The sequence below is a fragment of the Streptomyces sp. NPDC002476 genome (genome assembly GCF_042889785.1).
Lineage (GTDB): Bacteria > Actinomycetota > Actinomycetes > Streptomycetales > Streptomycetaceae > Streptomyces.
This window is the reverse complement of record NZ_JBIARH010000005.1, coordinates 300,404-327,249: the sequence shown is the minus strand read 5'-3', so window position 1 is coordinate 327,249 and position 26,846 is coordinate 300,404. Positions and strand designations below refer to the sequence as shown.

The 26,846-nt window shown below is 70.6% G+C and carries 32 protein-coding genes; all 32 read left to right on the top strand.

Translation table 11 applies throughout. The features are described 5' to 3' along the window. Nucleotides 1-35: 35 nt before the first annotated feature. The 32 genes from ACFYXM_RS08850 to ACFYXM_RS08695 all read left to right on the top strand — a co-directional run bounded on the left by ACFYXM_RS08850 (nucleotide 36) and on the right by ACFYXM_RS08695 (nucleotide 26,843). The gene (locus tag ACFYXM_RS08850; protein WP_389288196.1) at nucleotides 36-365 is read left to right on the top strand and encodes a hypothetical protein; all 330 of its coding nucleotides are present in this window, start codon (nucleotides 36-38) and stop codon (nucleotides 363-365) included. Continuing rightward, nucleotides 362-499: a hypothetical protein gene (locus ACFYXM_RS08845; protein WP_389288194.1), complete on the top strand. Its 138-nt coding sequence runs from the start codon at nucleotides 362-364 to the stop codon at nucleotides 497-499. The genes ACFYXM_RS08850 and ACFYXM_RS08845 overlap by 4 nt, the downstream gene beginning before the upstream one ends. Before the next feature lie 35 nt (nucleotides 500-534). Further along, a complete protein-coding gene (locus ACFYXM_RS08840) occupies nucleotides 535-774 on the top strand; it encodes a hypothetical protein (protein ID WP_389288192.1) in 240 nt (79 codons plus the stop codon). 36 nt (nucleotides 775-810) lie between these two features. After that, nucleotides 811-1,785 carry a hypothetical protein gene (locus tag ACFYXM_RS08835; protein ID WP_389288190.1) on the top strand — a complete coding sequence of 325 codons (975 nt, stop codon included), beginning with the start codon at nucleotides 811-813 and terminating at the stop codon, nucleotides 1,783-1,785. Beyond that, nucleotides 1,782-2,459 (top strand): nuclease-related domain-containing protein, encoded by a 678-nt coding sequence (locus tag ACFYXM_RS08830; protein ID WP_389288188.1) that lies wholly within the window; start codon nucleotides 1,782-1,784, stop codon nucleotides 2,457-2,459. The genes ACFYXM_RS08835 and ACFYXM_RS08830 overlap by 4 nt, the downstream gene beginning before the upstream one ends. After that, on the top strand, nucleotides 2,456-2,707 hold the full coding sequence (locus ACFYXM_RS08825; protein WP_389288186.1) for a hypothetical protein: 252 nt from the start codon (nucleotides 2,456-2,458) through the stop codon (nucleotides 2,705-2,707). The genes ACFYXM_RS08830 and ACFYXM_RS08825 overlap by 4 nt, the downstream gene beginning before the upstream one ends. Further along, nucleotides 2,704-2,844 carry a hypothetical protein gene (locus ACFYXM_RS08820; protein ID WP_389288184.1) on the top strand — a complete coding sequence of 47 codons (141 nt, stop codon included), beginning with the start codon at nucleotides 2,704-2,706 and terminating at the stop codon, nucleotides 2,842-2,844. The genes ACFYXM_RS08825 and ACFYXM_RS08820 overlap by 4 nt, the downstream gene beginning before the upstream one ends. Next, nucleotides 2,841-3,734, top strand: a complete 894-nt coding sequence (locus ACFYXM_RS08815; RefSeq protein ID WP_389288182.1) for a hypothetical protein — start codon at nucleotides 2,841-2,843, stop codon at nucleotides 3,732-3,734. The genes ACFYXM_RS08820 and ACFYXM_RS08815 overlap by 4 nt, the downstream gene beginning before the upstream one ends. Before the next feature lie 28 nt (nucleotides 3,735-3,762). Then, nucleotides 3,763-4,170, top strand: a complete 408-nt coding sequence (locus ACFYXM_RS08810; protein WP_389288180.1) for a hypothetical protein — start codon at nucleotides 3,763-3,765, stop codon at nucleotides 4,168-4,170. Further along, nucleotides 4,170-5,516, top strand: a complete 1,347-nt coding sequence (locus ACFYXM_RS08805; RefSeq protein ID WP_389288178.1) for a hypothetical protein — start codon at nucleotides 4,170-4,172, stop codon at nucleotides 5,514-5,516. The genes ACFYXM_RS08810 and ACFYXM_RS08805 overlap by 1 nt, the downstream gene beginning before the upstream one ends. An 89-nt stretch (nucleotides 5,517-5,605) precedes the next feature. Next, nucleotides 5,606-5,791, top strand: coding sequence for a hypothetical protein (locus tag ACFYXM_RS08800; RefSeq protein WP_389288177.1), 186 nt, complete (start codon nucleotides 5,606-5,608; stop codon nucleotides 5,789-5,791). A gap of 263 nt (nucleotides 5,792-6,054) precedes the next feature. Then, nucleotides 6,055-6,426, top strand: a complete 372-nt coding sequence (locus ACFYXM_RS08795; protein ID WP_389288175.1) for a hypothetical protein — start codon at nucleotides 6,055-6,057, stop codon at nucleotides 6,424-6,426. Between the two features lie 126 nt (nucleotides 6,427-6,552). Further along, nucleotides 6,553-6,777 carry a hypothetical protein gene (locus ACFYXM_RS08790; RefSeq protein WP_389288174.1) on the top strand — a complete coding sequence of 75 codons (225 nt, stop codon included), beginning with the start codon at nucleotides 6,553-6,555 and terminating at the stop codon, nucleotides 6,775-6,777. 70 nt (nucleotides 6,778-6,847) lie between these two features. Further along, nucleotides 6,848-7,372 carry a hypothetical protein gene (locus ACFYXM_RS08785; protein WP_389288172.1) on the top strand — a complete coding sequence of 175 codons (525 nt, stop codon included), beginning with the start codon at nucleotides 6,848-6,850 and terminating at the stop codon, nucleotides 7,370-7,372. Next, nucleotides 7,353-8,936 carry a hypothetical protein gene (locus ACFYXM_RS08780; RefSeq protein ID WP_389288170.1) on the top strand — a complete coding sequence of 528 codons (1,584 nt, stop codon included), beginning with the start codon at nucleotides 7,353-7,355 and terminating at the stop codon, nucleotides 8,934-8,936. Before ACFYXM_RS08785 ends, ACFYXM_RS08780 begins: the two co-directional genes overlap by 20 nt. 31 nt (nucleotides 8,937-8,967) lie before the next feature. After that, a complete protein-coding gene (locus ACFYXM_RS08775) occupies nucleotides 8,968-9,339 on the top strand; it encodes a DUF1360 domain-containing protein (protein ID WP_389288168.1) in 372 nt (123 codons plus the stop codon). A gap of 9 nt (nucleotides 9,340-9,348) precedes the next feature. After that, on the top strand, nucleotides 9,349-11,214 hold the full coding sequence (locus ACFYXM_RS08770; RefSeq protein ID WP_389288166.1) for a hypothetical protein: 1,866 nt from the start codon (nucleotides 9,349-9,351) through the stop codon (nucleotides 11,212-11,214). Further along, nucleotides 11,211-11,993, top strand: coding sequence for a phage minor head protein (locus tag ACFYXM_RS08765; protein ID WP_389288164.1), 783 nt, complete (start codon nucleotides 11,211-11,213; stop codon nucleotides 11,991-11,993). Before ACFYXM_RS08770 ends, ACFYXM_RS08765 begins: the two co-directional genes overlap by 4 nt. A gap of 10 nt (nucleotides 11,994-12,003) precedes the next feature. Continuing rightward, nucleotides 12,004-13,779 (top strand): hypothetical protein, encoded by a 1,776-nt coding sequence (locus ACFYXM_RS08760; protein ID WP_389288162.1) that lies wholly within the window; start codon nucleotides 12,004-12,006, stop codon nucleotides 13,777-13,779. Nucleotides 13,780-13,835: 56 nt separating this feature from the next. Beyond that, nucleotides 13,836-14,045 carry a hypothetical protein gene (locus ACFYXM_RS08755; RefSeq protein ID WP_389288160.1) on the top strand — a complete coding sequence of 70 codons (210 nt, stop codon included), beginning with the start codon at nucleotides 13,836-13,838 and terminating at the stop codon, nucleotides 14,043-14,045. Between the two features lie 89 nt (nucleotides 14,046-14,134). Further along, the gene (locus ACFYXM_RS08750; protein ID WP_389288158.1) at nucleotides 14,135-15,925 is read left to right on the top strand and encodes a major capsid protein; all 1,791 of its coding nucleotides are present in this window, start codon (nucleotides 14,135-14,137) and stop codon (nucleotides 15,923-15,925) included. Nucleotides 15,926-16,013: 88 nt separating this feature from the next. Continuing rightward, the gene (locus tag ACFYXM_RS08745; RefSeq protein WP_389288156.1) at nucleotides 16,014-16,841 is read left to right on the top strand and encodes a hypothetical protein; all 828 of its coding nucleotides are present in this window, start codon (nucleotides 16,014-16,016) and stop codon (nucleotides 16,839-16,841) included. Nucleotides 16,842-16,897: 56 nt separating this feature from the next. Beyond that, a complete protein-coding gene (locus tag ACFYXM_RS08740; RefSeq protein WP_351628005.1) occupies nucleotides 16,898-17,092 on the top strand; it encodes a hypothetical protein in 195 nt (64 codons plus the stop codon). Between the two features lies 1 nt (nucleotide 17,093). After that, nucleotides 17,094-19,139 carry a hypothetical protein gene (locus ACFYXM_RS08735; RefSeq protein ID WP_389288154.1) on the top strand — a complete coding sequence of 682 codons (2,046 nt, stop codon included), beginning with the start codon at nucleotides 17,094-17,096 and terminating at the stop codon, nucleotides 19,137-19,139. Nucleotides 19,140-19,192: 53 nt separating this feature from the next. Next, on the top strand, nucleotides 19,193-20,029 hold the full coding sequence (locus ACFYXM_RS08730) for a hypothetical protein (RefSeq protein WP_389288152.1): 837 nt from the start codon (nucleotides 19,193-19,195) through the stop codon (nucleotides 20,027-20,029). Nucleotides 20,030-20,295: 266 nt separating this feature from the next. Continuing rightward, the gene (locus tag ACFYXM_RS08725; RefSeq protein ID WP_389288151.1) at nucleotides 20,296-20,547 is read left to right on the top strand and encodes a hypothetical protein; all 252 of its coding nucleotides are present in this window, start codon (nucleotides 20,296-20,298) and stop codon (nucleotides 20,545-20,547) included. A 2-nt stretch (nucleotides 20,548-20,549) separates the two neighbouring features. Continuing rightward, nucleotides 20,550-20,678, top strand: coding sequence for a hypothetical protein (locus ACFYXM_RS08720; protein WP_329821191.1), 129 nt, complete (start codon nucleotides 20,550-20,552; stop codon nucleotides 20,676-20,678). A gap of 2 nt (nucleotides 20,679-20,680) precedes the next feature. Then, nucleotides 20,681-21,088 carry an HK97 gp10 family phage protein gene (locus tag ACFYXM_RS08715; RefSeq protein ID WP_389288149.1) on the top strand — a complete coding sequence of 136 codons (408 nt, stop codon included), beginning with the start codon at nucleotides 20,681-20,683 and terminating at the stop codon, nucleotides 21,086-21,088. Nucleotides 21,089-21,131: 43 nt separating this feature from the next. Further along, nucleotides 21,132-21,602 (top strand): hypothetical protein, encoded by a 471-nt coding sequence (locus ACFYXM_RS08710; protein ID WP_389288148.1) that lies wholly within the window; start codon nucleotides 21,132-21,134, stop codon nucleotides 21,600-21,602. After that, nucleotides 21,599-22,165 (top strand): hypothetical protein, encoded by a 567-nt coding sequence (locus tag ACFYXM_RS08705; protein ID WP_389288147.1) that lies wholly within the window; start codon nucleotides 21,599-21,601, stop codon nucleotides 22,163-22,165. The genes ACFYXM_RS08710 and ACFYXM_RS08705 overlap by 4 nt, the downstream gene beginning before the upstream one ends. Nucleotides 22,166-22,272: 107 nt before the next feature. Next, nucleotides 22,273-25,599 (top strand): hypothetical protein, encoded by a 3,327-nt coding sequence (locus ACFYXM_RS08700; protein ID WP_389288145.1) that lies wholly within the window; start codon nucleotides 22,273-22,275, stop codon nucleotides 25,597-25,599. Further along, entirely contained in the window at nucleotides 25,596-26,843 is a 1,248-nt protein-coding gene (locus ACFYXM_RS08695) for a hypothetical protein (protein WP_389288143.1), read from the top strand. The genes ACFYXM_RS08700 and ACFYXM_RS08695 overlap by 4 nt, the downstream gene beginning before the upstream one ends. The last annotated feature ends 3 nt before the right edge of the window (nucleotides 26,844-26,846 follow it).

Genomic DNA, 26,846 nt, shown 5'->3' with positions numbered 1-26,846 from the left:
CCACCTGCACCACACCAACCACCGGAAGGGCCGTCATGACAGCGCAGACCACCACCGCTTGGCCGACGAACGTCTTCGCCCGCTACCTCACCGTGGCCGGGTCGTCCCTCGGCCGCGATGACCTCGCCGTCGACCTGACCCACCGGCTCACCATCCACAACCCGCCCGAGCCGTTCGCCACGCTCGCCACCTGCACCGGCTGCCAGGCGACCGAGGAAGTCGGCCACTGGCGCTCCCGCTTCGCGTTCCCCGGCGCGATGGAAGAGGTGCACGACCCGGAGACGGCTGACAAGCGGGCCCGCGAGTGGGCGCAGGAGCACGCCGAGACCTGCCGCGCCATGCCCCGTCCGGAGGCGGCCCGGTGAAGTGCGAGTTCTGCGACAAGGCCAAGCCCGACGTGACGGTCCGCCGCGACCCGTTCGCCTGGGACGTCTGCGACGAGGACTGGCAGGTCCCCATGTGCGACGCCTGCGAAGGCGACCGCGCCGACGAGATCTAACCGCCCGCCGCCCAGCACCGGAAGGAAACCGCCCCGTGTTCAAGCAGATCCGCGCACGTCGCACGGCGGCCCGCCGCCACGGAATCGCCATGTCCGCCGCCCGAAAGGCCTACTCCAACGCCGTCCTCTACGGCGACGGCGTCCCCACCACCGACGACGTCATCGACCTCACCTACGGCTCCCACGCCGTCCGCCTCACCGACACCGAGGCCCACGACGCCCTCGCCGCCGTCTTCGCAGACAAAGGCCGCCGCTTCAACGGCCCCACCGCCTGACCACCCACCCGCCGCCTACGCCTGGACCGCCCGCCGATGAAGACCCAGAAGACCCGACCGCCCGCCATCATCTACGGCGCTGCCGCACTCGGCGCCCTCTCCCTCATCTGGTCCGCCTACGCCATCACCGAATACATGGGTTCCGGCCTCTGGGGCCTGTCCGTCGCCGTCGCTGGTGACATCGGCTGGATCACCGTCCTCTGGGCCCAGTGGCGCGGCGTCACCATCTGCGGCCGCAACTGGACCGCCACCGCCGCCGGCTGGCTGATCGCGATCGCGGTCGGCGTGCTCCTCGTCATGCACGGTGCCGAGAAGAGCATGGGGCAGGCGATCGCCGGGCCGTTCGTCGTGCTCGTCGGCAAGATCGTCTGGGAATTCGCGCTCGCCGCCATGAAGGACCCCGCCGCACTCACCCCAGAGCAGCAGGCCGAGATCGACTCCGTCATCCGGGAGTCCACCCACGCAGCCGGACTCAGCCACGCCCGATCCACCGCCGAGATCGCCACGATCCGCGACCAGGCCACGGTGACCATGGCCCGCGACGAAGCCGACTTCGACGTCTGGCTGAAGCGGACCCGGTTCCAGGGCGAGCTCCAGCGCCGGACCCCGATCACCCTTCCGCCGGCCACCGTTCCCGGGCTCGCCCTGCCCCCCCGCGAGCACGTCCCCGAGCGCGAGACGGTCGAGTTCGCGACCGCCGCCGATCAGGCGATCGGCGTGATCGCCGAGCAGACGACCACGATCGCGACCACCCCGATCGCACCGAGCACTGCTCGCGACCAGATCGCGAGCACGCCCCTGACCAGGTCGAACACCACGATCGCGAAGCCGACCCCGATCGAGCAACCGAGCATCGCCGACCTCGTTCGCGAGCAGATCGGCAAGACGACGAACAACGTCGAGGCGACTGATCGCGTGATGGCGATCCTCCCCGAAGCGAACCGCGACAGCGTCGCCGCTGCCGTTCGCCGCGCCCGCAAGAAGACGGAAATGAAGGGCGGCTACGCGTGACCACCCTCCTCGTCCTGGCCGCCATCGCCGCCTGGCTCTACTACCGCCGCCCCCAGCACCGCACCCCCGGCGCCGGAGCATCAGCGAACGCCCGCGCCCGCCAGCTCCGCACCCCAGCCGTGCGCATCGCCGACGCGCTCAACATCCCGACCCAGCGCGGTCAGGAGGCTGGCCGATACGCGGTCGCAGCGGAAGCGGAGCAGCGCACCGCCGACCGGATCGACCCGCTGCGCCGCGAGGGGTGGACCATCCTCCACGACCGGGCCCTGCCGACCGGACGGGCCAACGTGGACCACCTCGCGATCAGCCCGACAGGCATCGTGATCATGCCGGACACGAAGCGGTGGACCGCCCGCTACCGCGTCCACACCCGCGGCGGCCGGCTCTTCCACGGCGACCGCGACGTCACCGACCGGCTCAACGGGCTCCGGCACGAAGCCCGCACGATCTCCAGCGTGCTCGGCGTCCCCGTGATCCCGCTCGTCGTCATGGACGGCGGCGCCCCCATCGAGGGCGGCGAACTCACCTACGACGGCATCCGGATCGTCCCCGCCGAGCGTGCCCCGGCCGTGCTCCGGTCCATCGGCAGCACCCGCACCAGCCGCGACGCACGAGCCATCGCCGCGCTCGCCACCAGCAACTTCCCCCCGTACACGAGGAAGCACAACCGATGACGACCACGACGTACTACGCCCCGCGGCCCCGCCCGGCCGACCCGAGGCAGGCCAGCACCATCCACCGCCCGGCGCACGACGGCGACATCCGCCAGACGCTCGGCGCTGCACTGCCCGACGGATACTCCTGGGCCCACCGCCCCACCCTCACCGTCATCCACGGCGGCGACCCGACCGCCCCCGGCCCTGACGAGCGCGAGGCCCGCGCCCGGATGATCCACGCGATCAATCGGCGGGCAGCGTCGTGATCTACATCTTCCTGATGACCGGTCTCGCCGGATGTGGGTTCGCCTTTTACGCGAAGGCGAGCGACATCCGGTTCCTCGGCGGCCTGGCCGCCGGAGTCTTCCTCCTCGTCGCCCTCCTGGACTGGGGGGCGTGGTGAGCGACACCACCGAGGAGCAAGCCGACGGGACCGAGGCCCCGGAGGCGGAGGACGAGCGCCCGTTCCGCGTGCGCGACGTCTTCCAGTTCCGCCGCCCGGCCGCCCCGGAGACAGGCGAGGAGCCCGCCGCCGAGGAGGCGGCGCCCGAGGTGCCGCCCATGCCCACCGAGCCGCCGCCCATGCCGGCGGCCCGGGTGGGCCGGGCGGCCCGCACCGACGACCACCACGTCCCCAACTGGTGGGAACAGGACAAGACCCAGCTGACCACCCCCGGGCCGGCGCCGAAGTCGTGCACGCACGCGAACCCCCACGAGGTGCGCAACAAGCTCACCGGTGAACTCATCGCGTACTGGTGCGCCGACTGCGAGACCCAGCTTGAGGTCCCCGACGACTACGACGAACTCACCGAAGTCACCGAAGCCACCGACGAAGAAGGCGACGGTGGAGAGGCTGGCGAGGACGACCAGCCCATCGACAAGGTCCCGCCCACCATCCGCCAGCGCTGGCGGCAAGGCATCCAGGGCGCCGGAGAGAAGTCCTACGCCCGCCCGAAGTACACCAGGCCGTCGGACGCCCCGCGCAAATCTCTGATCGACGCGTGGAAGGGCCGGTCCGAGACCTCGAAACACCTGCTCTACAACGGCACCGCGCTCGCGGCCGGTTGGTACCTCGGCGTCCCGCAGTTCGCTGCGAAGGAGGTCGACTACCTGGTGAACACCTACGACTCCTGGACCCACCCCTACGTGTGCATCTGGTACGGGGTCGCAGTCGGCGTCTGGGCCCTCGACCACCGCACCCGGACCTGGTTCCCCCTGTTCGCCCTGGTCACCCGCATGCCGCTCGTCTCAATGATCGTCGGCGCTCCGCTGTACGGCACCCCCCTGATCTGACCGCCCACACCCTCGAACGGAACGCAGCATGAGCAGCAGCCTGATCCCGGCCTTCGGCGCCGCCGGTCTTGCCATTGGCCTGACCGGCATCCTCTGGTTCGGCACGTCCACCGGCGGCAAGGTCAAGCCCCTCGGCTGGTGGTGGACGTTGTTCCTGGCGATGATCGCCGGTGCCTCGTTCAAGGCGGCCGGGCCACCGTTCGACCTCGTGAGCACCCTCGTGAACGACCTCCTCGGGCTTTTCAGCGAGGTCGTTGCCCACGCCACCCTGGCGGGCATCGCGATGTTCCTTACCGGCGTGATCCTCTACAAGAAGCTCACAACCAGGCAGGTGGCCCTGATCGGCCTCGTCTACTTCCACGTCATCTCCGGCGCGGGCGGCGGGTTCTCCCTCCTCGCGGACAAGATCAACACGATCATGCAGAGCTTCGCCTGATGAGCGCGCACCTGTTTGTCGTCCCCAACCCCGAGCCGGACGAGGCTCCGGGGCCGGGGGAGCGGCCTGTCCTGGTTCCGGCCCCAGTCATCGGGCCGCGCACAGCGCCCGACCTCGGCGCCGCCCCTGCCCCTTCACCCGGGCTCCCGGAGGCCGACGAACCAGACGAGAGCGACGACCAGAACCATGACCTCCCCGGCGACGGGCCGGGGGAGTACGACGACGAGGAGGTGCCGACGAGGCGCAGCGCCCTGACCGTGCCGGATCTCCGCCCGTACGTCGACCCGCGCCCGCTCCGCGAGCTCGGCCCCCTCGCCGTGGAGGCCGGGAAGACCGTCGGCCCCCCGCTGCTCCGCGCGACCGGCCGACTCCTCCGCGACCTCGGCCGGATGCTCGCCTGGTACGGCCGAGGAGTCGGCGTGCTCCTGGTCCTCCTGACCGGATGGTTGTCCGGGAAGTACGGAACGCGCGGCAGCCTTGGCGCCCGCTTCGGCGCCGCGGCCTTCCTCGTGTACGCCGCCGTGAAGCTGTCCGGCCAATATCCCTACGCCCCGTGGGTCCTCTTCGTCCTGGTGCTCACCGCGACCGTCATGGCCGCCACGGGCAACATCGAGATTCCCCCGAGCAAACCGACGAAGAAGGAGACCGGCAAGGGCAAGGGGCCCAAGGGCAAGGCCGACCAGGCCCCCGCGAAGGGCAAGACCACCCCTGCCGAGGACTCCCCAGAGGACGCCGACGAGGAGGTCCCCGAGGTGTCCAAGGAGAAGCCTGCCGAGGCTCCCCGCGCGTCCTGGGCGGCCCGCCTGTTCCGTCGCCCGGCGCCCCCCGCCGAACCCCTCGACGGCACCCCCAGCGAGGCCGACGAGGAAGCCGTGGAAGAGTCCCCCGAGGCCCCCCGGGAGGACCCCCTGACCACCCTCCTGCGGAACGCGATCGGGGGCGAGAACGGGGTGCACCTGGAGGACCTCCGCCCCCTCATGCGTAAGCACCTCCCCGGCCTCTCCCAGGCCACCGACAAGGAGCTGCGGGCACACCTCATCTCGGCCGGCTACAACCCCACCCGTAAGTTCCGCGCGAGGGGGGCCGCCGGGCGGGCCGGAGTGCACCGCACAGACCTCCCTCCACTCCCCTCCCCTGGAAGCGCCCCGGAAGGGGCCGTCAGCGACTCTCCGCCGAGTCTCCACCCCTCCCGACCTGCGGACTCTTCGCCGCTCTCCGCTCCCCGGAGAGGAGCCGGAGAAGGGTCGGAGAGGTGGACGGCGGAGGAGAAGGCGCGCGGGTTCCGGTCCGTCCCGGACCCCGAGCGAGGGCCGTCCGCGTCGAGGATCGAGCACTGGAAGGGATGACCCATGGTGGCCGATCGGGCGCAGGGTGTAGCAGTGGATCAAGAAGATGGGCCATCATTGGGGTGATCGGATTCAAGGGAGGGACGGGCATGAGTCACGACCAGCGCGCTCACCCGGAACAGTGCTGCTGCTGCGCCCGCGCCGCCGCGAAGCAGGCCGAGGAGCGCGAGCCGTTCCGTCTGGCCGACCTCGCCGACATCCCTCGGAACCAGTGGATTGGCGGCGGGATCATGCTCCTCGTCATCGTTGTCCTGATCCTGGCCCGCCACGCGTAGCCCCCGCTCCGGGAGCCGCGCCCCGACAGCTGATGCTGGCCACTGGGGTCCGAAGCACGCCTGACCGCACCCAGTTGTCAGTCCCGGCGCGTACGGTGGGCCGCATCCCATCCGCGCTTCTGGCTGCTGCGCGCTGGACCACGGCCCCGCCTGTTGCGACCAGGCGGGGCCTCTGTGGCGGGGACGTACTCACCGCCATCGCGAACGGCGCCCCGACATACGGGGTGTGGTCGGCGATCCTTCCGGTGCGGCATCATGAGGCCGTGACCGAACCCAACGTGGACCCGGACGCGCTGATCCGGGAGTACTTCGCCCGACCGGAGGTGGCCGCGCGAACGACGGCCGAGCTGCTCGCCGCGCGGAAAGCAGCCGAGCGCCCCGAGCCGCCGCTGGCGACCGCTGTCCCGGCCCCGGAGTTCCCCACGTTCGGCATCGCCCGCTACCACTGCCCGCGCCAGTGCGGCTGGTGGCACGACGAGCCCACCGACCCCGGCCCGTCGGCCCTGATCATTTCCGCCGACCAGGCCGGGGCAGACGTGGGCACGATGCTCAGCCTCAACGCGAAGGCGCGGCTCCTCGCCCTCCACGGACGCGTGGAGCGGGCGATCGGCGAGCACTACGCCGCAGCCCACTGACCCGAGCAGCACAAACGGTCGTGCGCCCGGCCCCGCCCCCACCGGGCGGGGCTTTTTCATGTTTCCAGCACCAGGCCCTCAGGGCAGCATCAGGCAGCACACCAGCCCATACCGCCGGAGCGCCACATGACCGCCGCACCCACCCCGGACAACTCCCAGCAGCACATCGCCGACTTACGGGAAGCCCTCCAGGAGTCCGCTCGCTGGCTGGCGCACTCCGCCGGTCGGGAAGCCGCCACCGACCCGGCGTACGCAGAGCGCCTCCTTGCTGCTGCCGAGAAGGCGAAAGCCGTGCTCGCCTTCACCACAGACCCGCACCCGGGAGCAACCTCCGAGAGGGATCACCCATGACACCCGAGGACGACCTGCTGGCCTGACCTTCTCGTACCCGCCCCTACCCTCCCTATCGAGAGGAGGGGACATGGACGACCTCAAAGGACAGCACCGGCCACGCGCCTCGTACGCCCGGTACGTGCGACGGCCCGAGACCGCCGAGCGGGACGCCGCAGCCGCCCGACTCCGCACCCAGGGCCTGACGTTCCGACAGATCGCCGACGAGCTCGGCTTCGCCTCCAAGTCCGCCGCGCACGACGCCGTTGGCCGCGCCCTCCGTGCGATCGTCGCCCCCGACGCCGAAGCCCTCCGCGCCCGTGAGGCCGAACGCCTCGACGGCCTCTACGAGGAGGCGCTCGCCGTTCTGGAACGCACCCACTACGCGCACTCGGGCGGTCGGCTCATCCTTGGCCCGGACGAGCAGCCGGTCATCGACGACGGGCCACGACTCGCCGCGATCCGTGAACTCCGCAGCCTCCGAGAGTCGTACCGCAAGCTCCACGGTCTCGACGCCCCCTCCCGCATCAGCGTGGACGCCGAGCAGCTCGGCGCCGAGATCAGCGGCCTCCTCGACACCATCACGGCAACGGCAGATGGCGACAGCGACGGCTGACCATGTCCGCCGGCAGATTGAACAGCTGGTCCGTGCCGGGGACGTCCAGGCGCTCCGCCGTGTCCGGGACCAGCTGAAGACCGCGGCGGACCGGCGAGCGGTCGAGCAGCGCACTGCCCGGTACTCGGCCGACCCGGTCGGATGGGTGCAAGACCGACTCCAACAGGTGGTGTGGTCGAAGCAGGGGCAGGTCCTGGAGTCCGTGCGGGACCACCGGCGGACCGCGGTACGGTCCGGGCACGGCGTCGGGAAGTCGTGGACGGCGGCACTCGCGGCGTGCTGGTGGCTGGACACACACCCGCCCGGCGCGGCATTCGTAGTGAGCACCGCGCCGACCTTTGCGCAGGTGCGGGCGATCCTGTGGCGGTACATCCGCAAGCACCACAAGACCGCCGACCTGCCCGGCCGCGTCAACCAAACCGAGTGGTTGATCGAGGACGAACTCGTCGGCTACGGCCGGAAGCCAGCAGACCAGGACGAGTCCGGGTTCCAGGGCATCCACGCCCGGTACGTCCTCGTCATCATCGACGAGGCATGCGGCGTGCCCGAACAGCTGTGGACCGCAGCGGATGCGCTGACGACCGGTCCGGACTGCCGGATCCTCGCGATCGGCAACCCGGACAACCCGGCGAGCCACTTCCGGAAGGTGTGCGCGCCGGGCTCCAGCTGGCGCGTCATGGGCATCAGCGCCTTCGACTCCCCGAACCTCACCGGCGAGCAGGTCCCGGAGTCCATGGCGACGGCCCTCGTCGGCGAGGCGTGGGTGGAGGAGAAGCGACGCGAGTGGGGTGAGGACAACCCGCTGTACAAGTCGAAGGTCCTCGGCGAGTTCAGCGACGACTCCCCGACCCAGATCGTCCGCGCCTCCGACATCGCAGCCTGCCGGATCGCCCCCGACGCCCCGCCCGCGCCGGGCCAGCTGCTCCCCGTCGAGCTCGGCGTCGACGTCGGCGGCGGCTCGGATGAGACCGTCATCCGCGAGCGCCGGGGCCGGCAGGCCGGGCGGGAGTGGCGGGCACGTACGGACCGGCCCGAGCTGATCGCCCCGATGGTGATCGCCGCGATCCGGGAGACCGGCGCGACCGCGGTGAAGGTCGACAGCATCGGCGTCGGTTTCGGCGTGATCGGCGAGCTGAGGAATGCGGCGACCCGCGGCGAGCACTCCGCGACGATCCGCGCCGTGAACGTCGCTTCAGCTGCGTCCCGGCCGGACAAGTACATCAACCTGCGCGCCGAACTCTGGTGGGAGATCGGGCGGACCCAGTCCGCCGAGCACGGGTGGGACCTGTCCGGGATGGACAACGCCGACACCACCGTCGCCCAGCTCCTCGAACCACGGTGGGACGTAGACCCGCGGGGCCGGATCCGGGTGGAGAAGAAGGAAGAGGTCATCAAACGATTGGGCCGGTCACCGGACAACGCTGACGCGCTGCTCCTCGCGTTCGCGCATCCGGTCACGGCAGACGTCATCAGCAGCCCGGCGGCCGTGTCGCTGTCGCAGGCCGGGCAGGCACGGGGCGGTCTCGGGGCGATCAGCATCGGCCGTGGCGGCTACGGCCGCTGAACCAGGCTGTACCCACCCCTACCGTCAGGGGGTGGCCCACACCGTGATCATTGCTCTCCTCACGCTCGGCGCGATCGCCCGAGCGACGAGGTTCATCGTCGACGACTCCCTGTTCCAGCCCGTCCGCATGGCGGTCGACACGCGCGCCGGGCGCGGCTTCTACGCCTGGCTGTCCGGCCTGCTGAACTGCTCGTGGTGCACGAGCATCTGGGTTTCGGCCGCGACGGCCGTGGCGCACTGGGCGTGGCACGACACCACCGCGTACCTGTACGTCGCCGCCGCGCTCACCGCGTCGCACGTCGTCTCGCTCGCCGCGTCGTGGCTCGACTCCCCGCCCCCGCCGAAGCACATCGTCGTCGACCCGGTGGCCGTCGCGATGTCCGTCCGAGACCAGCGCCGATAGGAGGACCCTGTGGCCTGGTGGAAGCTCCACAAGCGTGACAAGCCTGGCGGCCCGGTGGCAGGCAGCGCCGTGCTGGCGTCTGCCGCGATCATCACCCGCGACCAGGTCCGAAGCGTCGTTGGGAAGACGCAGGAATGGCAGGCCCAGGGCTGGGACTTCTACCGCACCGTGCCCGAGCTGAAGTCCGGGGTCCGCTGGGCAGCGAACGGCCTCTCAAGGGCACGCCTCTACGTAGGGCGGATCGACCCGGATGGCTCCTCCGCGCCGGTGCCCGTCGACGCGCAGGGCGACGACATGAGCCCAGAGACAGTGGCGAGGCTGCTGGCTCCGCTGGAGGAACTGGCAGGTGGCCAGCTCGGCCAGTCGGAGATGCTGCGCCGCCTGTCCGTCCACCTCGACATCCCCGGCGAGTCCTACCTCGTGGGATTCGACGACCCCACGAGCGGCGAGCGGCGGTGGCTGGTGTGTTCCCCGTCCGAGGTCACCAGCACGGGTGGCGGCGGAACGATCCGCGTCCAGCTCCCCGATTCGCAGAGTGCCCGGATTGAGCTGTCCATCGACGACTGCACCCTGATTCGTCTATGGCGCCCGGACGACGAGTTCGGATACCTCCCGGACTCGCCCATCCAAGGCCTTCAGGACCCGTTGCGGGAACTACAGGGCCTCACCGCACACGTCCTTGCGACGGTCGACTCACGGCTGAAGGGTGCCGGGATCGGACTCATCTCCGACGAGGTCACCCCCGCATCACCACAGCAGTCTGACGGCCCCAACCCCATCCACTCAGATCCGGTCACCGCAGCGCTGATTGAGGCCTTCGGAGCCTCCCTGAGAAACCGCGATTCCGCCGCCGCCCTGGTCCCGATCCTGCTACGCGTTCCCGGAAGCGTGGAGGACAAGTTCAAGTGGTTTGACTTCGCCGCCCAACTTGACGAACAGCTTCTGCCGCTGCGCGAATCCGCCACGAAGCGGGTGGCGATCGGCCTGGACACCCCACCCGAGGCGTTGACCGGCATGGCCGACGTCAACCATTGGACCGGTTGGCTCGTCTCCGACACCGGCATCACCATGCACCTTGAGCCGAAGCTTGGCCTGGTCTGCGATGCCTTCACCACGCAGTACTTCCGTCCCGCGTGGGAGGCCCTTGGCGTGCCAGACCCGGAGAACTGGGCATGCTGGTACGACACCTCCGACCTGAAGCAGCGCCCGAACCGCGCCCCCGAGGCGGCCGAAGCACACGCCCGCGGCGCCATCTCCGATGCCGCTTACCTGCGCGAACTCGGATTCTCTGCGGAGGACATGCCCGACGAGGACGAGCAGCGCCGACGCCTCCTCGTCCAGCTCGCCACGACGAACGCACAGCTGGCCCCTGCAGCGCTGGAGGCGCTCGGTGTGCGACTGCCAGGCATCGAGCAGGCCGCCGCGACGGATGCGGCGCGGGCGCCCGTGGAAATCAGCCGGGTCGCGCCAGCGGTTGAGGCACCGGTCCGCGACGAGCCGCCGGCGCTTCCGATCGCGGCGTCCGCCGTGCTGGACGACGGATGGCGGATGAACTGTCTGGACTTGGCCGTCCGGCGGGCTCTCGCGAGGTCCGGGAACTGGTTGCTATCCCGTGCCGGTCGGGCTCGACGCGGAGAGCTCTCGCATGTCCCGGTGCACCAGGTGCACATGCATGTCTCGGCTGACCAGGCGGACCTCGACGGGATTCTCGGCGACGCCTATCGGGAGTTCCACGCGTCCACCCCGGGCGAGGAGTGCCTGCACGCCGCGGTGGACCTGTACGTACGACGGCTGCTACTGGCCGGCGTTGCTCACGAGCGCGGCCTGCTCGCCGGCCACTTGGCCGCGGCTGGCTGTGACCGGGCGGCAGCATGATGGCGACGGACCCGTGGCTCGCGGCGCGGATGCACAACCGGGCGCAGGTCGCGGCCGGGGAACAGGTGCTGGGCCCGGCTGTTCGGGCGGCGCTGACCGAGTACCTGGCCGCGGTACGGTCCGGGCTCGGCCTCGATGACGCGGTGACGGCTGCCGCGTCACCGGACGATCGCGAGCCGGACTGGGCCGGGTACCCGCCGGACAGTTTGTGGCGGCGGATCGTGGGTCAGCGGATCGTCCCGGCGTGGCGGCGGGTCTTCGGCGGCTCGTACCTGCGCACCGCGCCGGATGCCCCGGACGGGGCTGGGGATACGCGGGCCGAGGACGAGGCCGAGCGGCTCGCCGAGCGGCTGCGGCACTTCCCTCGCCGGGTGTGGGCCCGGATGCGGGAGACGTGGCGGGACGGCATCGCCCGCGGCGAGTCACCGACCGTGCTCCGGGCCCGGGTTGCCGAGCTGGCGACGCTGGAGGGCTGGGACGGCGCTGCCACGACGATGACCCGGACTGAGGTGATCGGCGCGCTGAATGCTGGCGCGATGGGCGGCGCGCTCGACGAGCAGGGTCGCACTCGCAGGCCGTGGGTCAAGACGTGGCTGGCGACGGCCGACGAGCGGACCCGCGCAGAACACCGCGCGGCTGATGGCCAAGCACGCCCCCTGGCCGAGCCGTTCAGCGTGGGCACCGACCGGATCCAGTTCCCCGGCGACCCCCGCGCGCGCAGCTTCGGCACCATCGCAAACTGCCGCTGCTCACTGACCCTGGGCCCGGCCCCCGAGTAGGAGACACATCGTGCTCATCCCCTGGACTTCATCGCTCATCGCCGCCGCCGACCCAGCGACCGTGGCCGTTGCGGACGACGGCACCTGGAACGGCACGATCGCCCTCGTGAACGAGTGGTCCGCCGATCAGCGGATGCTCGCTCTCGCCGACGACACCGACATCGATGTGCGTCCGCTGCCGCTTCCGGTGACCGTGCAGTACATCACCGGCCCCGGCCACGACAACGCAACGGTCGGCCTGATGACCCTGGACAAGGTGTGGCGGGCCGGGGCCCGGGTGATGGGCATGGGCCGGATCGACCTCGACGACCCGCAAGGCGCCGCGCTCGCGCGGAAGATCCGCGGCGGGTTCTTCCGGTTCGTGTCTGCGGACGTAGACCGCGTCGACGGCCGTGTCGTGTGCGTCGGCGAGGACGGGCAGCCCGTCGACGGCTGCGACCCGGTCGACAGCGGCATGGACGCCGGGGAGCTGTACACCCGGTGGCGCATCATGGGCGCCTCGCTACTCGCCCACCCGGCGTTCCCCGAAGCGCAGATCGGCCTGTCCGCTGCCGCGCTCGCAGTCGATGACGAGGAGACGCCGGAGGTCCCGGACGACGAGGACGAGCCGTTGGCCTGCGTCCGCCTGGACGACGAAACCGGCACGTGGGTGCCGGTCGACTGCGACGAGGACGGCGCCGTACCCGCCAACGAGGCCGGTGACGGACCGGCGGAGGCCCCCGAGGAGGCGGTCGTCGCTGCCGCGTTCCGGCATGACAACTGGCTGCCGCCCACCGAGTGGTTCCGCGACCCGAAACTGACCGAGCCGACGAAGGTCCACATCAGCGAGGACGGACGGATCGTCGGGCACCTTGCCCTGTGGGGCGTGCCTCACGTGAGCTACCAGGGCCGGAAGATCTTCGCGCCCAAGTCGCCGACCAAGTACGAGCGGTTCCACGCCCGGCCGATTCACACCACCGAGGGCCTGGTCGAGGTCGGCCCCCTCGCGATGGACACCGACCACGCACGTCTCGGCGCGCCCGCCAAGCAAGCCGTCAAGCACTACGAGACCACCGGCTCCATCGCCGGTGCCGTCCGCTGCGGTGAGGACGCCTACGGCATCTGGGTAACTGGTGCTCTCCTGCCCGACATCACCGACGACCAGCGGCTGCGCCTGTCCCTGGCCGACTACTCCGGGGACTGGCGCGACGAGGGTCTCGGCGTGGACCTGAAGGCCGCGCTCGCAGTACCGGCCGGGCATGAGGGCTTCTACACGCCGAAGAACCGTCCGCTCAGCAGGGAGGATTACGCGCTCGTCGCGTCTGGTGCTGTGACGGACGAGCACATCGCGATGGCGCGGAGCGCGGCCGGCGCCGCGCCGCCCGTGCTTGCGCAGGTGGATGTGGCGGCGCTGGCTGATGCCGTGCTCGCCGAGCAGGACCGGCGCATCCGGGTGGGCGCGGCTGCCGCCCGGGTGCGCTCCCTGCGAGTGGCCGCCGCTGGCCGGAGGCTGGGCGCCGTCCGCAAGGCAGCCCTTGCAGCCAGCGACGAGGAGCTGGCGAAGAACTGGGTCGACCAGCAGGGCGGGTTGCCCTCGTACATCAAGCGGATCGCGAAGCATCTGAAGAAGGAGGGCATGGATGAGTCGCGCGCGATCGCAACGGCCGTGAACGCGGCCAAGAAGATGTGCTCCACCGGGGACACCAACTGGCCGGGTATTCAGCAGGTCAACGCCAAGTCGCGTGCCGAGGCGTGCAAGGCCGTGGCGGAGTGGGAGCGGAAGAGGGCCGCCGCCCGGGCCAGCTGACCACGTTGTACCAGCCCCTACCGTCAGGACACCATCAACTCGAAGGAGAGACCAGCATGGGATGCAGCAGCTGCGGAGGACGGTCCGGTGGCCGGGCCACCGGCAGGGCGGCAGGCATCGTGTGGCGGCACACGGACCCGCACGGCGGCCGGGTCGACTACCCCAGCCAGGAGCGCGCGGAGATTGCTCTCGCCGCCCGGGGAGGCGTGATCCAGCAGGTCGACGCCCGGACCGGGGCCCCGATCCAGCCTGCGGCCTCGGCCTAGCTGTACACGCACCTACCCTGACGTACGAACCGCGTTGCTGGTTAGTGGACCGAACGCTCAACGACCGACCCGCATGAAGGGACGGAGCCTTGAGCTTCCTCGATGACCTCCTCGCCAAGCTCGGCGAGGCCTCCGAAGACCAGCACGCGGACATCGTCCGCCAGGCGATCACCGACGCCGGCACCGACTTCGACCCGAGCGTGGTGCAGGCCGATGTCCTGGCCCGCTTCGACGCCGCCACCGACAGCAGCGCACCGGCCGACGACGCCGGTGTGGCCGTGCTGGAGGCACTCGCCACGATCGGCGAAGGCGTCTCCGCGCACCAGGCCGCCGCCGAGCAGCGCACCGCCCGCGCGGCCGAGCTCGGCGACCGCCTCAACGCCCTCCGCCCGCTGACTGTTTCCGCCGAGGCGGAGCCGGTGGCCGAGCCCGTCTCCGATCCGGTCGCGGCACCTGCCGTGGTGGAGGTCTCGGCACCCGCCGAGGCGGCCCCGGTGGCGGAGCTGATCGCGGCTTCAGCCCGGCCGCGTGTGCCACTTGGCCTGAACAACACCCAGGCCCCGGCCGCGCAGCTCGGCCAGGACCGGGAGACGTTCACCCTCGTCGCCGCCGCCGATGTCCCCGGCTTCTCCCAGGGCCAGCAGCTCTCCGGACTCAATGACTTCGGACGGGCATGGGAGCAGCGGATGATGCCGCTGATCACGACTGGTGGGCGGGGTGGTGGCCGTCAGCGTGTCGGTGTTGCCCGCATCCAGAGGAACACCCCGGCCGAGCTCACGATCAACCATGCCGACGAGGCCGATGCGGTCATCAAGCGGGCCACCGACGAATCTCGGCTGCCCGGCGGCAGTCTGGTCGCGGCCGGTGGGTGGTGTGCCCTGTCCGAGACGCTGTATGACCTGTGTGACATGCGGATCAGCCAGGAGGGCATGGTCCGTCTTCCGCCCGTGACTGCTCGTCGCGGGGGCGTCCGGTACCCGGCGGACTTCGACTGGGCGGCCATTTTCGGCGCGTGGCAGAACGTCGGGTTCCACCAGACCGAAGCCGATGCCATCGAAGGCAAGCCGAAGGACTGCAATGAGGTCCCCTGCGACGACGAAATGATCGAGTGCCGTCTCGACGTCGACGGCGTGTGCCTGCGGACCCCGATCCTCACCGAGCGCGGATGGCCGGAGCGCGTTGCGCAGTTCAGTGAGGGTGTCCTCGCAGTCCACTCGCACAAGATGAACGCGTGGCGACTCGCCAAGATGGAGGCGCTCTCCACCCCGATCACGATGCCCGCGCCGGCCGCTCCAAATCCCCAGGCCGCGATCAGTGACCCACACGGTCCGGGTCTGTTCGAGTCCACGCTGTCGATGCTGGAGCTTATGGCTGAGTACCAGCGGTACCGCGAGCGGCTTTCGCCGAATGCGACGCTGGAGATGCTCGCCCCGCTCTGGCTGCGCGGCATTCTCAAGAGCGACTTGAGGAAGAAGCAGGCGATCGAGCGCCGGTGGAACGTCGCGGATGGTGACGTCGACGCCTACCTCCGCAGCATCAAGGTGAACCCGCAGTGGGTGTACGACTGGCAGGACGCGTACGCCGACCAGGATCCGGCAGGCTTCGGCGGCGAGACGGTTCCGACCGTGTGGCCGGGCGAGGTCAAGATCATGCTCTACCGAGCAGGCAGCTTCTTCGAGCTCCGGTCCGACGTCATCAGCCTCGACGGCGTCTACGACCACGCGTCGCTCACCCAGAACATGTACACCTCGCTGTTCACCGAGGAGGGCATCCAGGTGTGTATGCGGTGCGGTGTCTCGTACGTCGTGACGATCCCGCTCTGCGCGAACGGCCTGTCGGGTGGCCTCCAGACCACGACCTGCGCAGCCCCGACCCCCTGATCCGGTAGCTCGGAGCGTCCGCCGGCCCGTCCCCCCACGGTGGCGTTGATGCTCCGGGCTGCCTCCCCATCGTTTCGCGGAGGCGCAGTTGAGTACCCCTGTTCCGGGGCGTGTGGAAGTGGACGCGCCTCCGATCGAGCCCTACACCTACGGCCTGCTGTCCGTCGCGCAGGTCGTCACCTCAGATGGCCGCTGGCAGATGGGCGGCGTTGAATACGAGACCGACGCGTGCGCCCAGGGCGGCCGTGTCGATGGCTCGTGCCCGGTGCCCGTCGAGGGTGGCGGCACGTCCCACGACAAGCCGCTCGCTGAGGGCCTGACCTGGGTGGAGGGCGGCGGCCCGTTCACCGTCTACACCCGGGCCGAGTGCAACCCGGTCGGTTTCGCGGCGGCGCAGGACCGGGCCCTGCGCCGCCTGCGGATCGTTGAGAGCCGCGAGGTCGAGCGGGCGTTCTCGCTCCAGCTCGCGGGCGAGACGCCGCGGCTGCCGCTCGGCAGCACGGCAGTGCCGCTGTTGACGGCGCTCGGCGCGCTGGAGGCCGACGCCGCCCTGCACTATGCCGGGCAGCCCACTCTGCACGCGCCCCGCTGGACTCAGCCGCACTTCACCACGGCCCGGCTGGTGTCCCAGCAGGGGCCCGTGCTGCGCACCGAGCTGGAGTCCAGGGTCGCGTTCGGCGGCGGCTACTACGACAACCCGGCCGCGCCCGCCGATCCGGCTCCGACGGCCGGCCAGTTCTGGCTGTACGCCACCGGCACGGTCACGGCGAGGCGTAGCCAGCCGTTCGCGCATGAGGCGTTCGAGTCACCGACCAACACGTCCGTGGCGATCGCCGAGCGCACGTACGCGCTCGACCACGACTGCTACGCCGCGGCCGTCCTCGTCACTGTCGCTCCCCCGACCGGTGGTGCGTGATGACCGCGGTTTTCCCAGAGCCGGGCGAGACGCTGCGTGACCTGACACGCCGCGTCTTGTCTGACCTGTCACCCGAGGTGCGGGCCGGGGTGCAGGTGGTGACGGGTGGCGAGCGTGCCGGGCTGGTGGTCCCTCAGCACGCCGCCCCCGTCTCCGAACCCCAGCCCGCCTCCGCCGAGTCCGACGACGGCCCGGCCAAGTCCCCTCGCCGCCATGCCGCGCGGCGCAAGTCCACGTCGAAGGAGAACTGACATGGCGTGCCCCTCCCTGCTGCGCGGCGTCGTGATGCGCGCAACCCGCCTGGACGCCTGCGGGCGCCCTGTATATGGGCCCTGCAACCAGGTCGTCACTGATGGGTTCATCACCGTCTCGATGTCTGCCGAGACCGAGGAAGGTGAGGCGATCTCGGTCACGAAGGCCAACGGGCAGACCTGCATCAACGAACCCGGTTGTGAACAGCTTTCCGGCTACACGCTGGAGATGGAGTTCTGCGCAGTCGACCCCGACCTCGTACAGATCATGAACCCCAGCTTCGAGATCTACCGGGACTACGACGGCAACCCGATCGGCTGGGACGAATCGGTGGAGCTGAAGTGCGACACCGGCTACGCGCTGGAGTTGTGGACCAACGTCTACGCGGCCGGTGACGCCTGCTCCGGGGCTGGCTCTCAGGGCGAGTGGGGCTACCTCCTGCTGCCGTGGGTGATCGGCGGCGCGCCGGGGGACCTGGAAATCGGCAACGACGCGGTGAGCTTCACCTTCAATGGGCGGACCAAGGTTGGCGCGGGCTGGCGCCGCGGCCCGTACAACGTGCAGGCAGGAGCGGGCGGCGTTCCGGTACCGCTGCTGAAGCCGGTCGGCCCCAAGACGCCGAGGCGTTTCTTCAAGACGACGATCCGCCCGCCCGAGAGCGAGTGCGGTTGCCAGCCCGTGGACCGTCCGACCCCGGACCCGGCGGATCTGTACATCACCGGCATCGGCAACGAGTCCCCGCGCCGCACCGTCCGCTTCCGGGCGGACAACCACGGCTTCGGGCCCACGATGGTCGACTGGGGCGACGGCACCCCGCCGCAGGAGGTCGCGGACGGGGCGTGGGTCACCCACGTCTACGCGACGGATGGCACCTACACGATCAAGGCGTGCGACAAGCAGACCACCGTCGTCTGCGCCTCCCGGGACGTCACGATCCCGCTGCCGGCCGACGAGCCGACTCTCGTGCTGTCCACGGAGAACGCGGACGACCCGTACGAGGTGACCGCCACCGTGAGCCTGCCGTCGCAGTCGGACGGCACCGCAACCATCGACTGGGGCGACGGCACTGCCCCGAGAGAGATCGCAGTCGGCTCGAACGGCACGGTCGCCGACGTCCACAAGTACAGCGTCCCGTCTGTGTATACGGTGACGGTACGACGTGGGGACATCGACAACTACCGCACCCGGGCCGCGATCGTCGTCCCGGCAGTGCCGGAGAAGACCCCGGAGGTAACTGCGACGCCGGACCCGGCGGATCCGACCGGCCGGACCGCCGCGATCACCCTCACCGAATTCCCGGCGGACGGGGCGGTGAGCATCAACTGGGGTGACGGAACGGCCGCCCAGGAGCTGCCCGCCGGGACCACAACCGCGACGCACGCCTACGCGGCCGGGGTGGAGGGCGCGCAGACCATCACAGCCACGCCGGCCGCCGACCCGACGAAGACCGCGACCGCGTCCTTCACCCCGACCCCGCCCGCGGCCACCCCGGCAGCAACCGCCACGCCTGATGGCACCGACCCGATGACCGCGAGCCTGGCGTGGACCGGCTTCCCGGCCGCCACCACCAGCATCTCGGTCACCTGGGGCGACGGCAGCGCCGCGCAGACAGGCATCGCCACAACGGACGGTGCGGGCACCGCCACCCACACCTACGCGGCAGGGGCTGGAGGGACCGAGCAGACGATCACGGTCACGTCGGAGCAGGACACCACGCAGACCGCGACCACCGCGTTCACCCCGACTGCCCCGGCGCCCGCACCGGCCGTCACCGCGGTCGCGGAGGCGGGCGATGCGACCGGGCACACCGCCGCCATCACCCTGGCCGGCTTCCCGGCCGGCAGTGCCGTGTCGGTCAACTGGGGCGACGGGTCGGCGGCCGAGGAGATCGCGGCGGGCACCACGACCGGTAACCACGTCTACGCCGCCGGGGTGACCACGGAGCAGACCATCACGGCCACGTCCGTGGGCGACGCGTCGAAGACCGCCAGCACGACGTTCACGCCGGGCGGCGCCAGGCTGCGTGCGGCGCCCCGTAAGAAGTAGCCGAAGCGGGGCCGCCCACGTGGCGGCCCCGCCTTGCTCGGAGGAGGCCGGCCGTGCCGGATGAGGTGCTCGACGGGCCGTGTGGTCCGTGGCCGCTGGATTCGTCGTGCTGCCCTGGCTGGCCGGAGGACCCGGCCGACTGGTCTCCGGCGCAGGAGGCTGCGGCGGAGATCGCGACCGAGGTTCTGTGGCGGCTGACAGCCGGCCGGTACGGGCTGTGCGAGGAGGTACTCCGGCCGTGCCGGAAGGGCTGCGACGAGCCGATGCCGTCGCTCGCCTACGGGGGCGGTCTGCTGCGGCCCGTGCTCGACAACGGGCGTTGGTTCAACCGGCCGTGCGGCTGCGGCCCGTCGGGCTGCTCGTGCGTCCCACTGTGCGTGATCGACCTGCCGGGGCCCGTGCACAGCGTGGTCGAGGTGCTGCAGGACGGTCAGGTCGTGGACCCGGTCGGGTACGTGCTGCACCGCACGGCGACCGGCGGGCGGCTCGTCCGTACCGGCGGCGAATGCTGGCCGGAGTGCCAGGATCTGCGGCTGCCGGACACCGAGCCGGGCACCCTGTCCGTTCGCTACCTGCGCGGCCTGGAGGTCCCTGCGGCCGGGCGGCGCGCGGTCGGCCAGCTCGCGTGCGAGATCGACAAGCTGTGCTCGGGCGCGGCGGGCGGGTGCTCGCTGCCGACTGGGACGAAGACGGTCAGCCGGGAGGGTGTGACGTATGAGGTGGTTCCGCCGGGGTCGTGGCCGGAGACGCTGCAGGCGCACATGCCGCAGGTGTGGGCGTGGGTGCAGCTTGTCAACCCCCAGCGCGTGCGGCAGTTCGGGGCTGTGTTCAGCCTGGACTTGCCGCCCGCTCCGGCGGCGGCCCGGTACCGGCCGGGGGCGCCGCGATGACGACTCCTACGGACGTGCTGCTGCCGCCGGATGCTGACCCGCGGCTTGGGCCGGTGCTGTCTGGGCTGACCGCGTGTTTGTGCGCGACGCTCGCGGCCGGCGGGCGCCCGGCGTGTGCGTGCTGCCTTGCCTGGGGCAACCAGCCGCCTGCGCAGGACTTCTGCTCGTGCGACTGTGACGGCGGGCATGGGCAGGCGTGGGTGCGTGTCGTGCGTCAGGATCCGGTAGTGACGGATCAGCGTCGGCGCCGGTGCCAGACGTGGCGGATGCAGACCACGATCGAACTTGGCGTCGCCCGGTGCGTTGCCGTGACCGCGCCGGACGGGCAGTCGGCGCCGACGTGCGACCAGCGCGAGACGGATGCGTGGGGGCTGGTCCTCGACGCGCGGCTGCTACGGGAGGCCGTGGCGTGCTGCGACGCGCTTACGGATGTGCAGGTGTGGCCGTCTGCGGTGACTCCGATGGGTCCGCAGGGCGGTTGTGCGGGTGTGACGGTGCAGATCACGGTGGAGGTGTAGAAGTGGCTGGGACAACAGCGTTCGTGTGGGTGCTTCTCGGCGGGTGCGTGGTCGCGGTGACGGCGGTGCTCGCGCGGGCGAAGGTGGAGATCTCCCGGATCGAGGCAGCGGCGGAGAGGCGGCGGAAGTGAGCGTGCGGGTAACTACGGACATCGACGAGGCAGCCATCGTCGAGCTGGTCCGCGAGGTCGTTGGTGAGGTCACGACCGCGACCGCGAATCAGGCGCGGCGCCTCGCTCCCGTCGACAACGGCCCGCTTCGCGCGTCGATCCGCGAGTCGGTGGCCGTGCGCGGCAGCACGGTGGTGGGCGAGGTGTACTCGGACTTGGAGTACGCCGCGTACGTGCACGAGGGCACCGGAATCTACGGGTCGACTGGGCAGCCGATCCGGCCGGTGCGGGCCCGTGTGCTGTCGTGGCAGCCCCGTGGTGGGCCGCGTGTATTCGCCCGCTCGGTGAAGGGACAGCGCCCGAATCCGTTCCTACTCAGGGCGCTGCGGGACGTGGCGCCGGGGCCGGTCGATGGGTCCGTGCGGTACTGACCCCTACGGTCGTGACGATCAACCGCCACCACAAGGGGACACCATGACCACCGAGTTCGTCATCAAGTCCGAGCCGTCCGGATTCGACCCGAGCGCGCTGAAGCCCGTCACGGTCGAGCTGTCCGACGGCAGCCGATACACCGCGCACGGCTTCGACCCGTCGTCCGTTCAGCTCCAGCTCTCGTACATGCAGGACGTCGCCGCACGCGAGGACGCCGCCGGGGTGCTCGCGGAGCTCCGCAACGCGCTGCTGCACACCTTCGACGAGGCCGCCGCTGACGAGCTTCTGGTCAAGGCCCGGTCGGCGCAGAACCCGGTGTCAGTCAGCGAGCTGTTCAACGACCTGCTGCAGAAGCTGGTCGAACACTATGAGCCTGAGCTCGCCGCGTACCAGGAGGAAATGGGGATGGCGACCGGCAACCGCGAACAGCGTCGCACCACGAAAAAGGCGGCCAAGAGGCCCGCGGCGAAGAAGACTGCCGCCGCCCGGCCTGCCCGCACCACCCGGTCGTGAGGTTCGGCCCCGCCTCGCCGGGGCCGCTGCCCATCACCGTCGACGACATCGCCCTCATGCTCCACGTGCCCGACGGGCGGGCCCTCGCCGGGATTGCCGCGTCTGGGCAGTGGCCGCAGATCCTGCCCGGCCTCCTCACTGGACCGGACCGCGACCACGTCATCGACCGGCTTCGCGATCCGTACGACCCGATGACGTGGCACGCGGCCTTCCGGATCGTGCTCGGGCTGGCGCCGGAGCTGTACGGCGTGGAGTGGTGGGCGGCGCAGCGACTGTGCGGGCTGGCACAGGAGCGGTGGCGGGACTGGTCCGCGTGGTGTGCCCGCCGCGGCCTCGACCCTGACACCGCGTCCGGGCACCGGATCGTGTCCTCGGTGTGGGCGTGGATCACCGACGGCATGCACGAAGAGAAGGACGTGTTCAAGGCGGAGCGCGCCATCTTCGACCCGCCGCCGGAACTGCGCCGCACCCAAGCCGCCGTCCCCAGGGGGTTCACCGAGGCCGAGATGGAGGCGCAGGCCCGGCAGATCGCCGCCATGGCCGGCGACGGCGTCGACGAGTAGCCAGGGCGTACCCGCCCCTACGCTCGACCTTGTCGTCGCTGGCTACTGGGCCGGACACCACCCGCTGACCGTGCGGGTGCTCGTCCCGTGCCCGGAGGTGCCAGCTCATGCCGCAGGTCGGCCGTACCTCTGTCCAGATCACGTCGGACACTGCCGCATACGCCGCCCAGCTCCGGCAGGATCTTGCCCGTGCCGGCCGCGATGCCGGGCAGGCCCTCGACGATCAGATCCGGAACGCGATCCGTGGCACAGGCGAGCGGGCTGGCCGGCAGATCGCGCGCGACCTGCAGCGGGCTCTTCGCAACATCAGCGCCAGTGTCAGGGTCAACCCAGACACGGGCCGCTTCCGTACCGACCTTCAGCGTGCACTTCGAGGGCTGACCGCGGTCTCGGTCCGCGTCACGCCGGACGTCAGCCGGTTCGGGCGCACTCTTCAGCGTGATCTCCGCGCGCTGGGCAACATCGCCATCCAGGTGGTGCCGGACACCAGCCGATTCCAGCGGGCTCTTCAGCGACAACTCCGACGCCTTGAGCCGGTGCGCGTGCGGGTCGAGCCGGACCTGGACGACTTCGACGCCCGGCTGCGCGCGCACAACCTACCGACTCTGCGGGTCAACGTGGAGCCGGACGCCAACCGCTTCACCCGCGCGCTGGGCGGGATCGGTCGGATCGCCGGGCGGCTCGGCTCGTCCCTGGCCGGGCTGCTGCGGATCGGCGCTCTGGGCGGGGCTTTCCTGTCGGCCGCGGCTGGGATCTCTTCGTTCGTCGCGTCGCTCGCACCGGCGATCGGGATCACGGCCGCGCTCCCTGCGGTGATCGGCGGTGTGGTTGTCGCGACATCGGCCCTGAAGATCGCGTTGTCTGGGGTCGGCGACGCGTTCGGCGCAGCCCTGAGCGGCGACGCCGAAAAGTTCGAGCAGGCACTGGTGAGCCTCTCACCCGCCGCCCAGTCCGCGGCCCGCGAACTCCAAGCACTCAAGCCACAGTTCGACGCGCTGAAGTCCACCGTCCAGGACGCGTTCTTCGCGCCGCTGGCTGGCCAGATCACCGGTGTAGCGCAGGCTCTGGGCGGCCCTCTCAAGTCTGGGCTGTCTGCAATTGCCGGGCAGTTCGGGTCGGCCGCCGCGCAGGTCGGGGCCTTCTTGCGGTCTGCGACCGGCGTCAGGTCGGTCTCGCAGATCCTGACTGGCACGACCAGTGCGACCCGCGGCCTGGCCGCGTCGATTGCCCCGGTCGTTGCAGGGTTCACTCAGCTCGCTGGTGCGATCTCGTCGGCGTTCGGTTCGCAGCTCGGCGCGGTGCTGGGCGACCTCGGCGCACGGTTCGGGGCGTTCCTCTCGTCGGCTGCACAGGGCGGACAGGCCGTGGCCTGGGTACAGGGAGCCCTGGCCACCTTCCGCCAACTCGGGGCGTTGGTCGGGCAGGTGGGCGGCATCCTCGGGGACGTTTTCGGCGCGCTGGCCGCTGGCGGCGGAGGTGGCCTGGGTGCGCTGACTCAGATTCTCGGTACGGTCCGGTCCCTGATTCAGCCGCTGCTGCCGCTGATCACCCAGCTCGCGCAGCTGTTCTCGACGGTCCTGGGTGGGGCGTTGTCGACGCTGGCTGCTGCCCTCGGCCCGGTCGTGTCCTCGATCGCCAGCACGCTGATGCCCCTGATCCCCGGGTTGACCTCTGCGTTCCAGGGGTTGTTCGCTGCGCTCGGTCCTGTGGCCGCTCAGTTGGGTCAGGCGCTCGGGGGTGCGGTCTCTGCTCTGCTGCCCGCTCTGACACAGCTGGTCCCGATCCTGACCGGGACGCTCCTGCCGGTATTCAGTCAGCTGGTGGCCGCGGTGGCGCCGCTGGTGACGATGCTCGCCACGAGCCTCGCCCCAATCATCACGCAGATAGGGCAGCTCCTCGCGACCGTGCTCGGCGCGGCGCTGCAGGTGGTGACGCCGCTCCTTGGCCCGATCGTCACGCTGGTCTCGAATCTGCTGACCGCGTTGTCGCCGCTGATCCCGATGCTGTCGCAGGTCGCGGCGGCCCTCGGTGAGGCGCTCGGGTCGGCTGCTCAGGCCCTGGCGCCGCTTCTGACCAGCATCGGCGAGGCAGTGACGACGGTGGTGGCGGCGCTGGTGCCGCTGATCACGCAGATCGTGTCCGGGCTACTGCCTGTACTTCCCCCGCTGGTGGAGGCGTTCAACGCGATCGTGGCGGCGCTGGTGCCGTTGCTGCCGCCGATCGCCGAGTTGGTCGCCGCGCTGGCGCCGATCGTGTCGCTGCTGGTCGCGATCGCCGCACCGATTCTGCAGATCGCGGCGGCATTCGCGAGCTGGCTGATCATCAAGACCGTCGTCCCGATCCTCACGCTCGTCGTGACGGCGCTGACTGGCCTGACCCAAGGGCTGACCTCGGCGATCAATTTCATTGTCGGGCTGCCGTCGCAGATCGTCGGCGCCTTGTCGAGCCTCGGTAGCACACTCTCGGGGTTCTTCTCCGGGCTGTGGTCGAGCATCACCAGCGGGGTCTCGTCAGGGATCGACTCCGTGGTGGGCTTCTTTACCGCTCTGCCGGGCAGGATCATGAGCTTCTTGTCCACGTTGCCGGGCATGCTGGTGGACCTCTTCACGTCGGCCATCGCACAGGTCGGCATCGCGATCCTCACCGGGATCGCTGCGATCATCTGGACTTTCACGGAGCTGCCGGGGAAGATCGGCTCTGCCCTGGCGTCTCTGGGCTCGACGATCATGTCCGCTCTCAGCAACGCCTTCACCTCGGCCACCTCGGCCGTGAGCAGCTTCATCAGCTCATCGGTGAGCTTCTTCACCGCCCTGCCCGGCCGGATCGGATCCGCGCTGGCGGCATTGCCCGGCAGGGTGGTCAGCATCTTCAACTCGGTGAAGTCCAGCGCGATCTCGATCGTCACGGGGCTCATCAGCTCGATCACGAGCTTCTTCTCCGGGATGCCTGGGAAAATCGGCTCGGCTCTGTCGGGGCTGGGGTCGAAGATCGCGGGCATCTTCAACTCGGTGAAGTCGACGGTTACCAGGACGGTGTCGGGCCTGATCTCCGGCATTGCCAACCTGTTCACGTCGCTGCCAAGCAAGATCGCGTCGGCGCTGGGCAACGTGGGCTCGACCATCGTGAACAAAATCAAGTCCGGTCTCCCGTCGGCCGTCCGTGACCTGCTGCCCTTCGCGAACGGCGGGATCGTCAACGTGCCGACGGCCGCGTTGATCGGCGAGGCCGGGCGCGAGGTCGTCATCCCTCTGACGCGGCCCCGCCGCGCCGTCGAGCTGGCGCAGCAGTCGGGGCTGGTGGATCTGCTGGCCCGGCACTCCGCCGGGGCCGGGGCTCAGATCACGAACAACTGGAACATCCAGTCGCGCATGTCCGACCCCATGGTGCTCGCCCAGCACCTCCAGGGGCAGATCGCCCGAGCAGCGGGGGTGTGAGGGTGCTCGGAGACTACCTGGAGCTGGCCGGGAACGAGATCATCAACAGCACTCGTGCGGCGACGTACGCGCGGGCCCGTGGGGTGCCGGTGCAGTGCGACCCGTGCCCGGACATTCCGGCCGCGGTCGGGGATTTGCCGTACGTCGACCCGGTCACGGACGAGGCGCCGTGGTACGACCCAGCGGTCCCGGAGTCGGCGAACGTGCTCGGCGTGCTCGGGCTCGGCGTGGCCGGGTTCGACTCGTCGCCGATCACCCGCGAACCGGTGCCGCTCGTCGGGGACGGTGCTGCGCTCGGCCCTGTGCGCCGCCAGCACCGGGAGATCGCATACACGGTGCTGCTGATCGCCGCGGACGAGTGCGCGTTGTCGTACGGGCTGGAGTGGCTGTCGATCGCCCTTCAGGGGTCCGCGTGCGGGACGTGCAACGGCGACGAGATGTGCGTGTTCGCCTGCTGCCCAGTCGACGGCGACCGCGAGCTACGGCACCTGTACGACGTGGGCATCCTCGATGGCCCGCAGGTCACCGAGACCCAGTACCTCGGGTCCGGGGCCGTGCTCGCGACGGTGACCTTCACGCTCGTCGCCGGGAAGCCATGGATCTACCGCGATCCCCTGGAGACGCTGACGGACTGGGTACCGCTCGGCACCGGTGAGGTGATCGGGCCGGTCGATCCGGACCAGGTGTACGAGCAGTGCATCACCGCGGCGCCGTGCGCCACGGATCCTCTGTGCCCAGAGCCGCCGCTGCCGCCTCGCCCGCCAGCGCCGACCTCGCCGTGCTACCCGTCGGGCCTGGGGACGTTCCGCCGGTCGCTGATCTCGGTGTCGCCGCTGACGCAGTCGGCGTGGCTGGAGACGACCCCGGTGCTTGAAGTCCGGGCCGGGGCACAGGACATGCGACGGCTGATCGTCAGGTTCTGGACGAACCCGCAGGGCAACCCCTGCTCCGACGTGGCGGATCCGTGCAACGTGTGCACGGACATCAACCTGTCCTATCTGCCGGCCGGGTCGCACCTGAGGATCGACGGCCGCGTGCAGCGCAGCGTCGTCGAGTGCGAGCAGATCCCGTTCGGCACGGCGACGTCAACTCCGATCGTGTACGGGCCGCGGGGCCAGCACTTCACCTGGCCGACGTTCAGTTGCCCGACCGGGCTGTGCATCGAGATCTGGTCGGACGCCGACTTCACCGCGGGGGACGCAACGGCGCGGGTGCTGCTCGTGCCCCGATCGGATGTGGGGTGACGT

Coding starts and splice junctions, on each gene's coding strand:
- ACFYXM_RS08785 (WP_389288172.1), top strand. CDS start 6,848: ATGGACGACCTCAAAGGACAGCACCGGCCACGCGCCTCGTACGCCCGG.
- ACFYXM_RS08825 (WP_389288186.1), top strand. CDS start 2,456: ATGACGACCACGACGTACTACGCCCCGCGGCCCCGCCCGGCCGACCCG.
- ACFYXM_RS08725 (WP_389288151.1), top strand. CDS start 20,296: ATGCAGACCACGATCGAACTTGGCGTCGCCCGGTGCGTTGCCGTGACC.
- ACFYXM_RS08735 (WP_389288154.1), top strand. CDS start 17,094: ATGGCGTGCCCCTCCCTGCTGCGCGGCGTCGTGATGCGCGCAACCCGC.
- ACFYXM_RS08765 (WP_389288164.1), top strand. CDS start 11,211: ATGATGGCGACGGACCCGTGGCTCGCGGCGCGGATGCACAACCGGGCG.
- ACFYXM_RS08850 (WP_389288196.1), top strand. CDS start 36: ATGACAGCGCAGACCACCACCGCTTGGCCGACGAACGTCTTCGCCCGC.
- ACFYXM_RS08800 (WP_389288177.1), top strand. CDS start 5,606: ATGAGTCACGACCAGCGCGCTCACCCGGAACAGTGCTGCTGCTGCGCC.
- ACFYXM_RS08805 (WP_389288178.1), top strand. CDS start 4,170: ATGAGCGCGCACCTGTTTGTCGTCCCCAACCCCGAGCCGGACGAGGCT.
- ACFYXM_RS08790 (WP_389288174.1), top strand. CDS start 6,553: ATGACCGCCGCACCCACCCCGGACAACTCCCAGCAGCACATCGCCGAC.
- ACFYXM_RS08780 (WP_389288170.1), top strand. CDS start 7,353: ATGGCGACAGCGACGGCTGACCATGTCCGCCGGCAGATTGAACAGCTG.
- ACFYXM_RS08755 (WP_389288160.1), top strand. CDS start 13,836: ATGGGATGCAGCAGCTGCGGAGGACGGTCCGGTGGCCGGGCCACCGGC.
- ACFYXM_RS08810 (WP_389288180.1), top strand. CDS start 3,763: ATGAGCAGCAGCCTGATCCCGGCCTTCGGCGCCGCCGGTCTTGCCATT.
- ACFYXM_RS08835 (WP_389288190.1), top strand. CDS start 811: ATGAAGACCCAGAAGACCCGACCGCCCGCCATCATCTACGGCGCTGCC.
- ACFYXM_RS08700 (WP_389288145.1), top strand. CDS start 22,273: ATGCCGCAGGTCGGCCGTACCTCTGTCCAGATCACGTCGGACACTGCC.
- ACFYXM_RS08710 (WP_389288148.1), top strand. CDS start 21,132: ATGACCACCGAGTTCGTCATCAAGTCCGAGCCGTCCGGATTCGACCCG.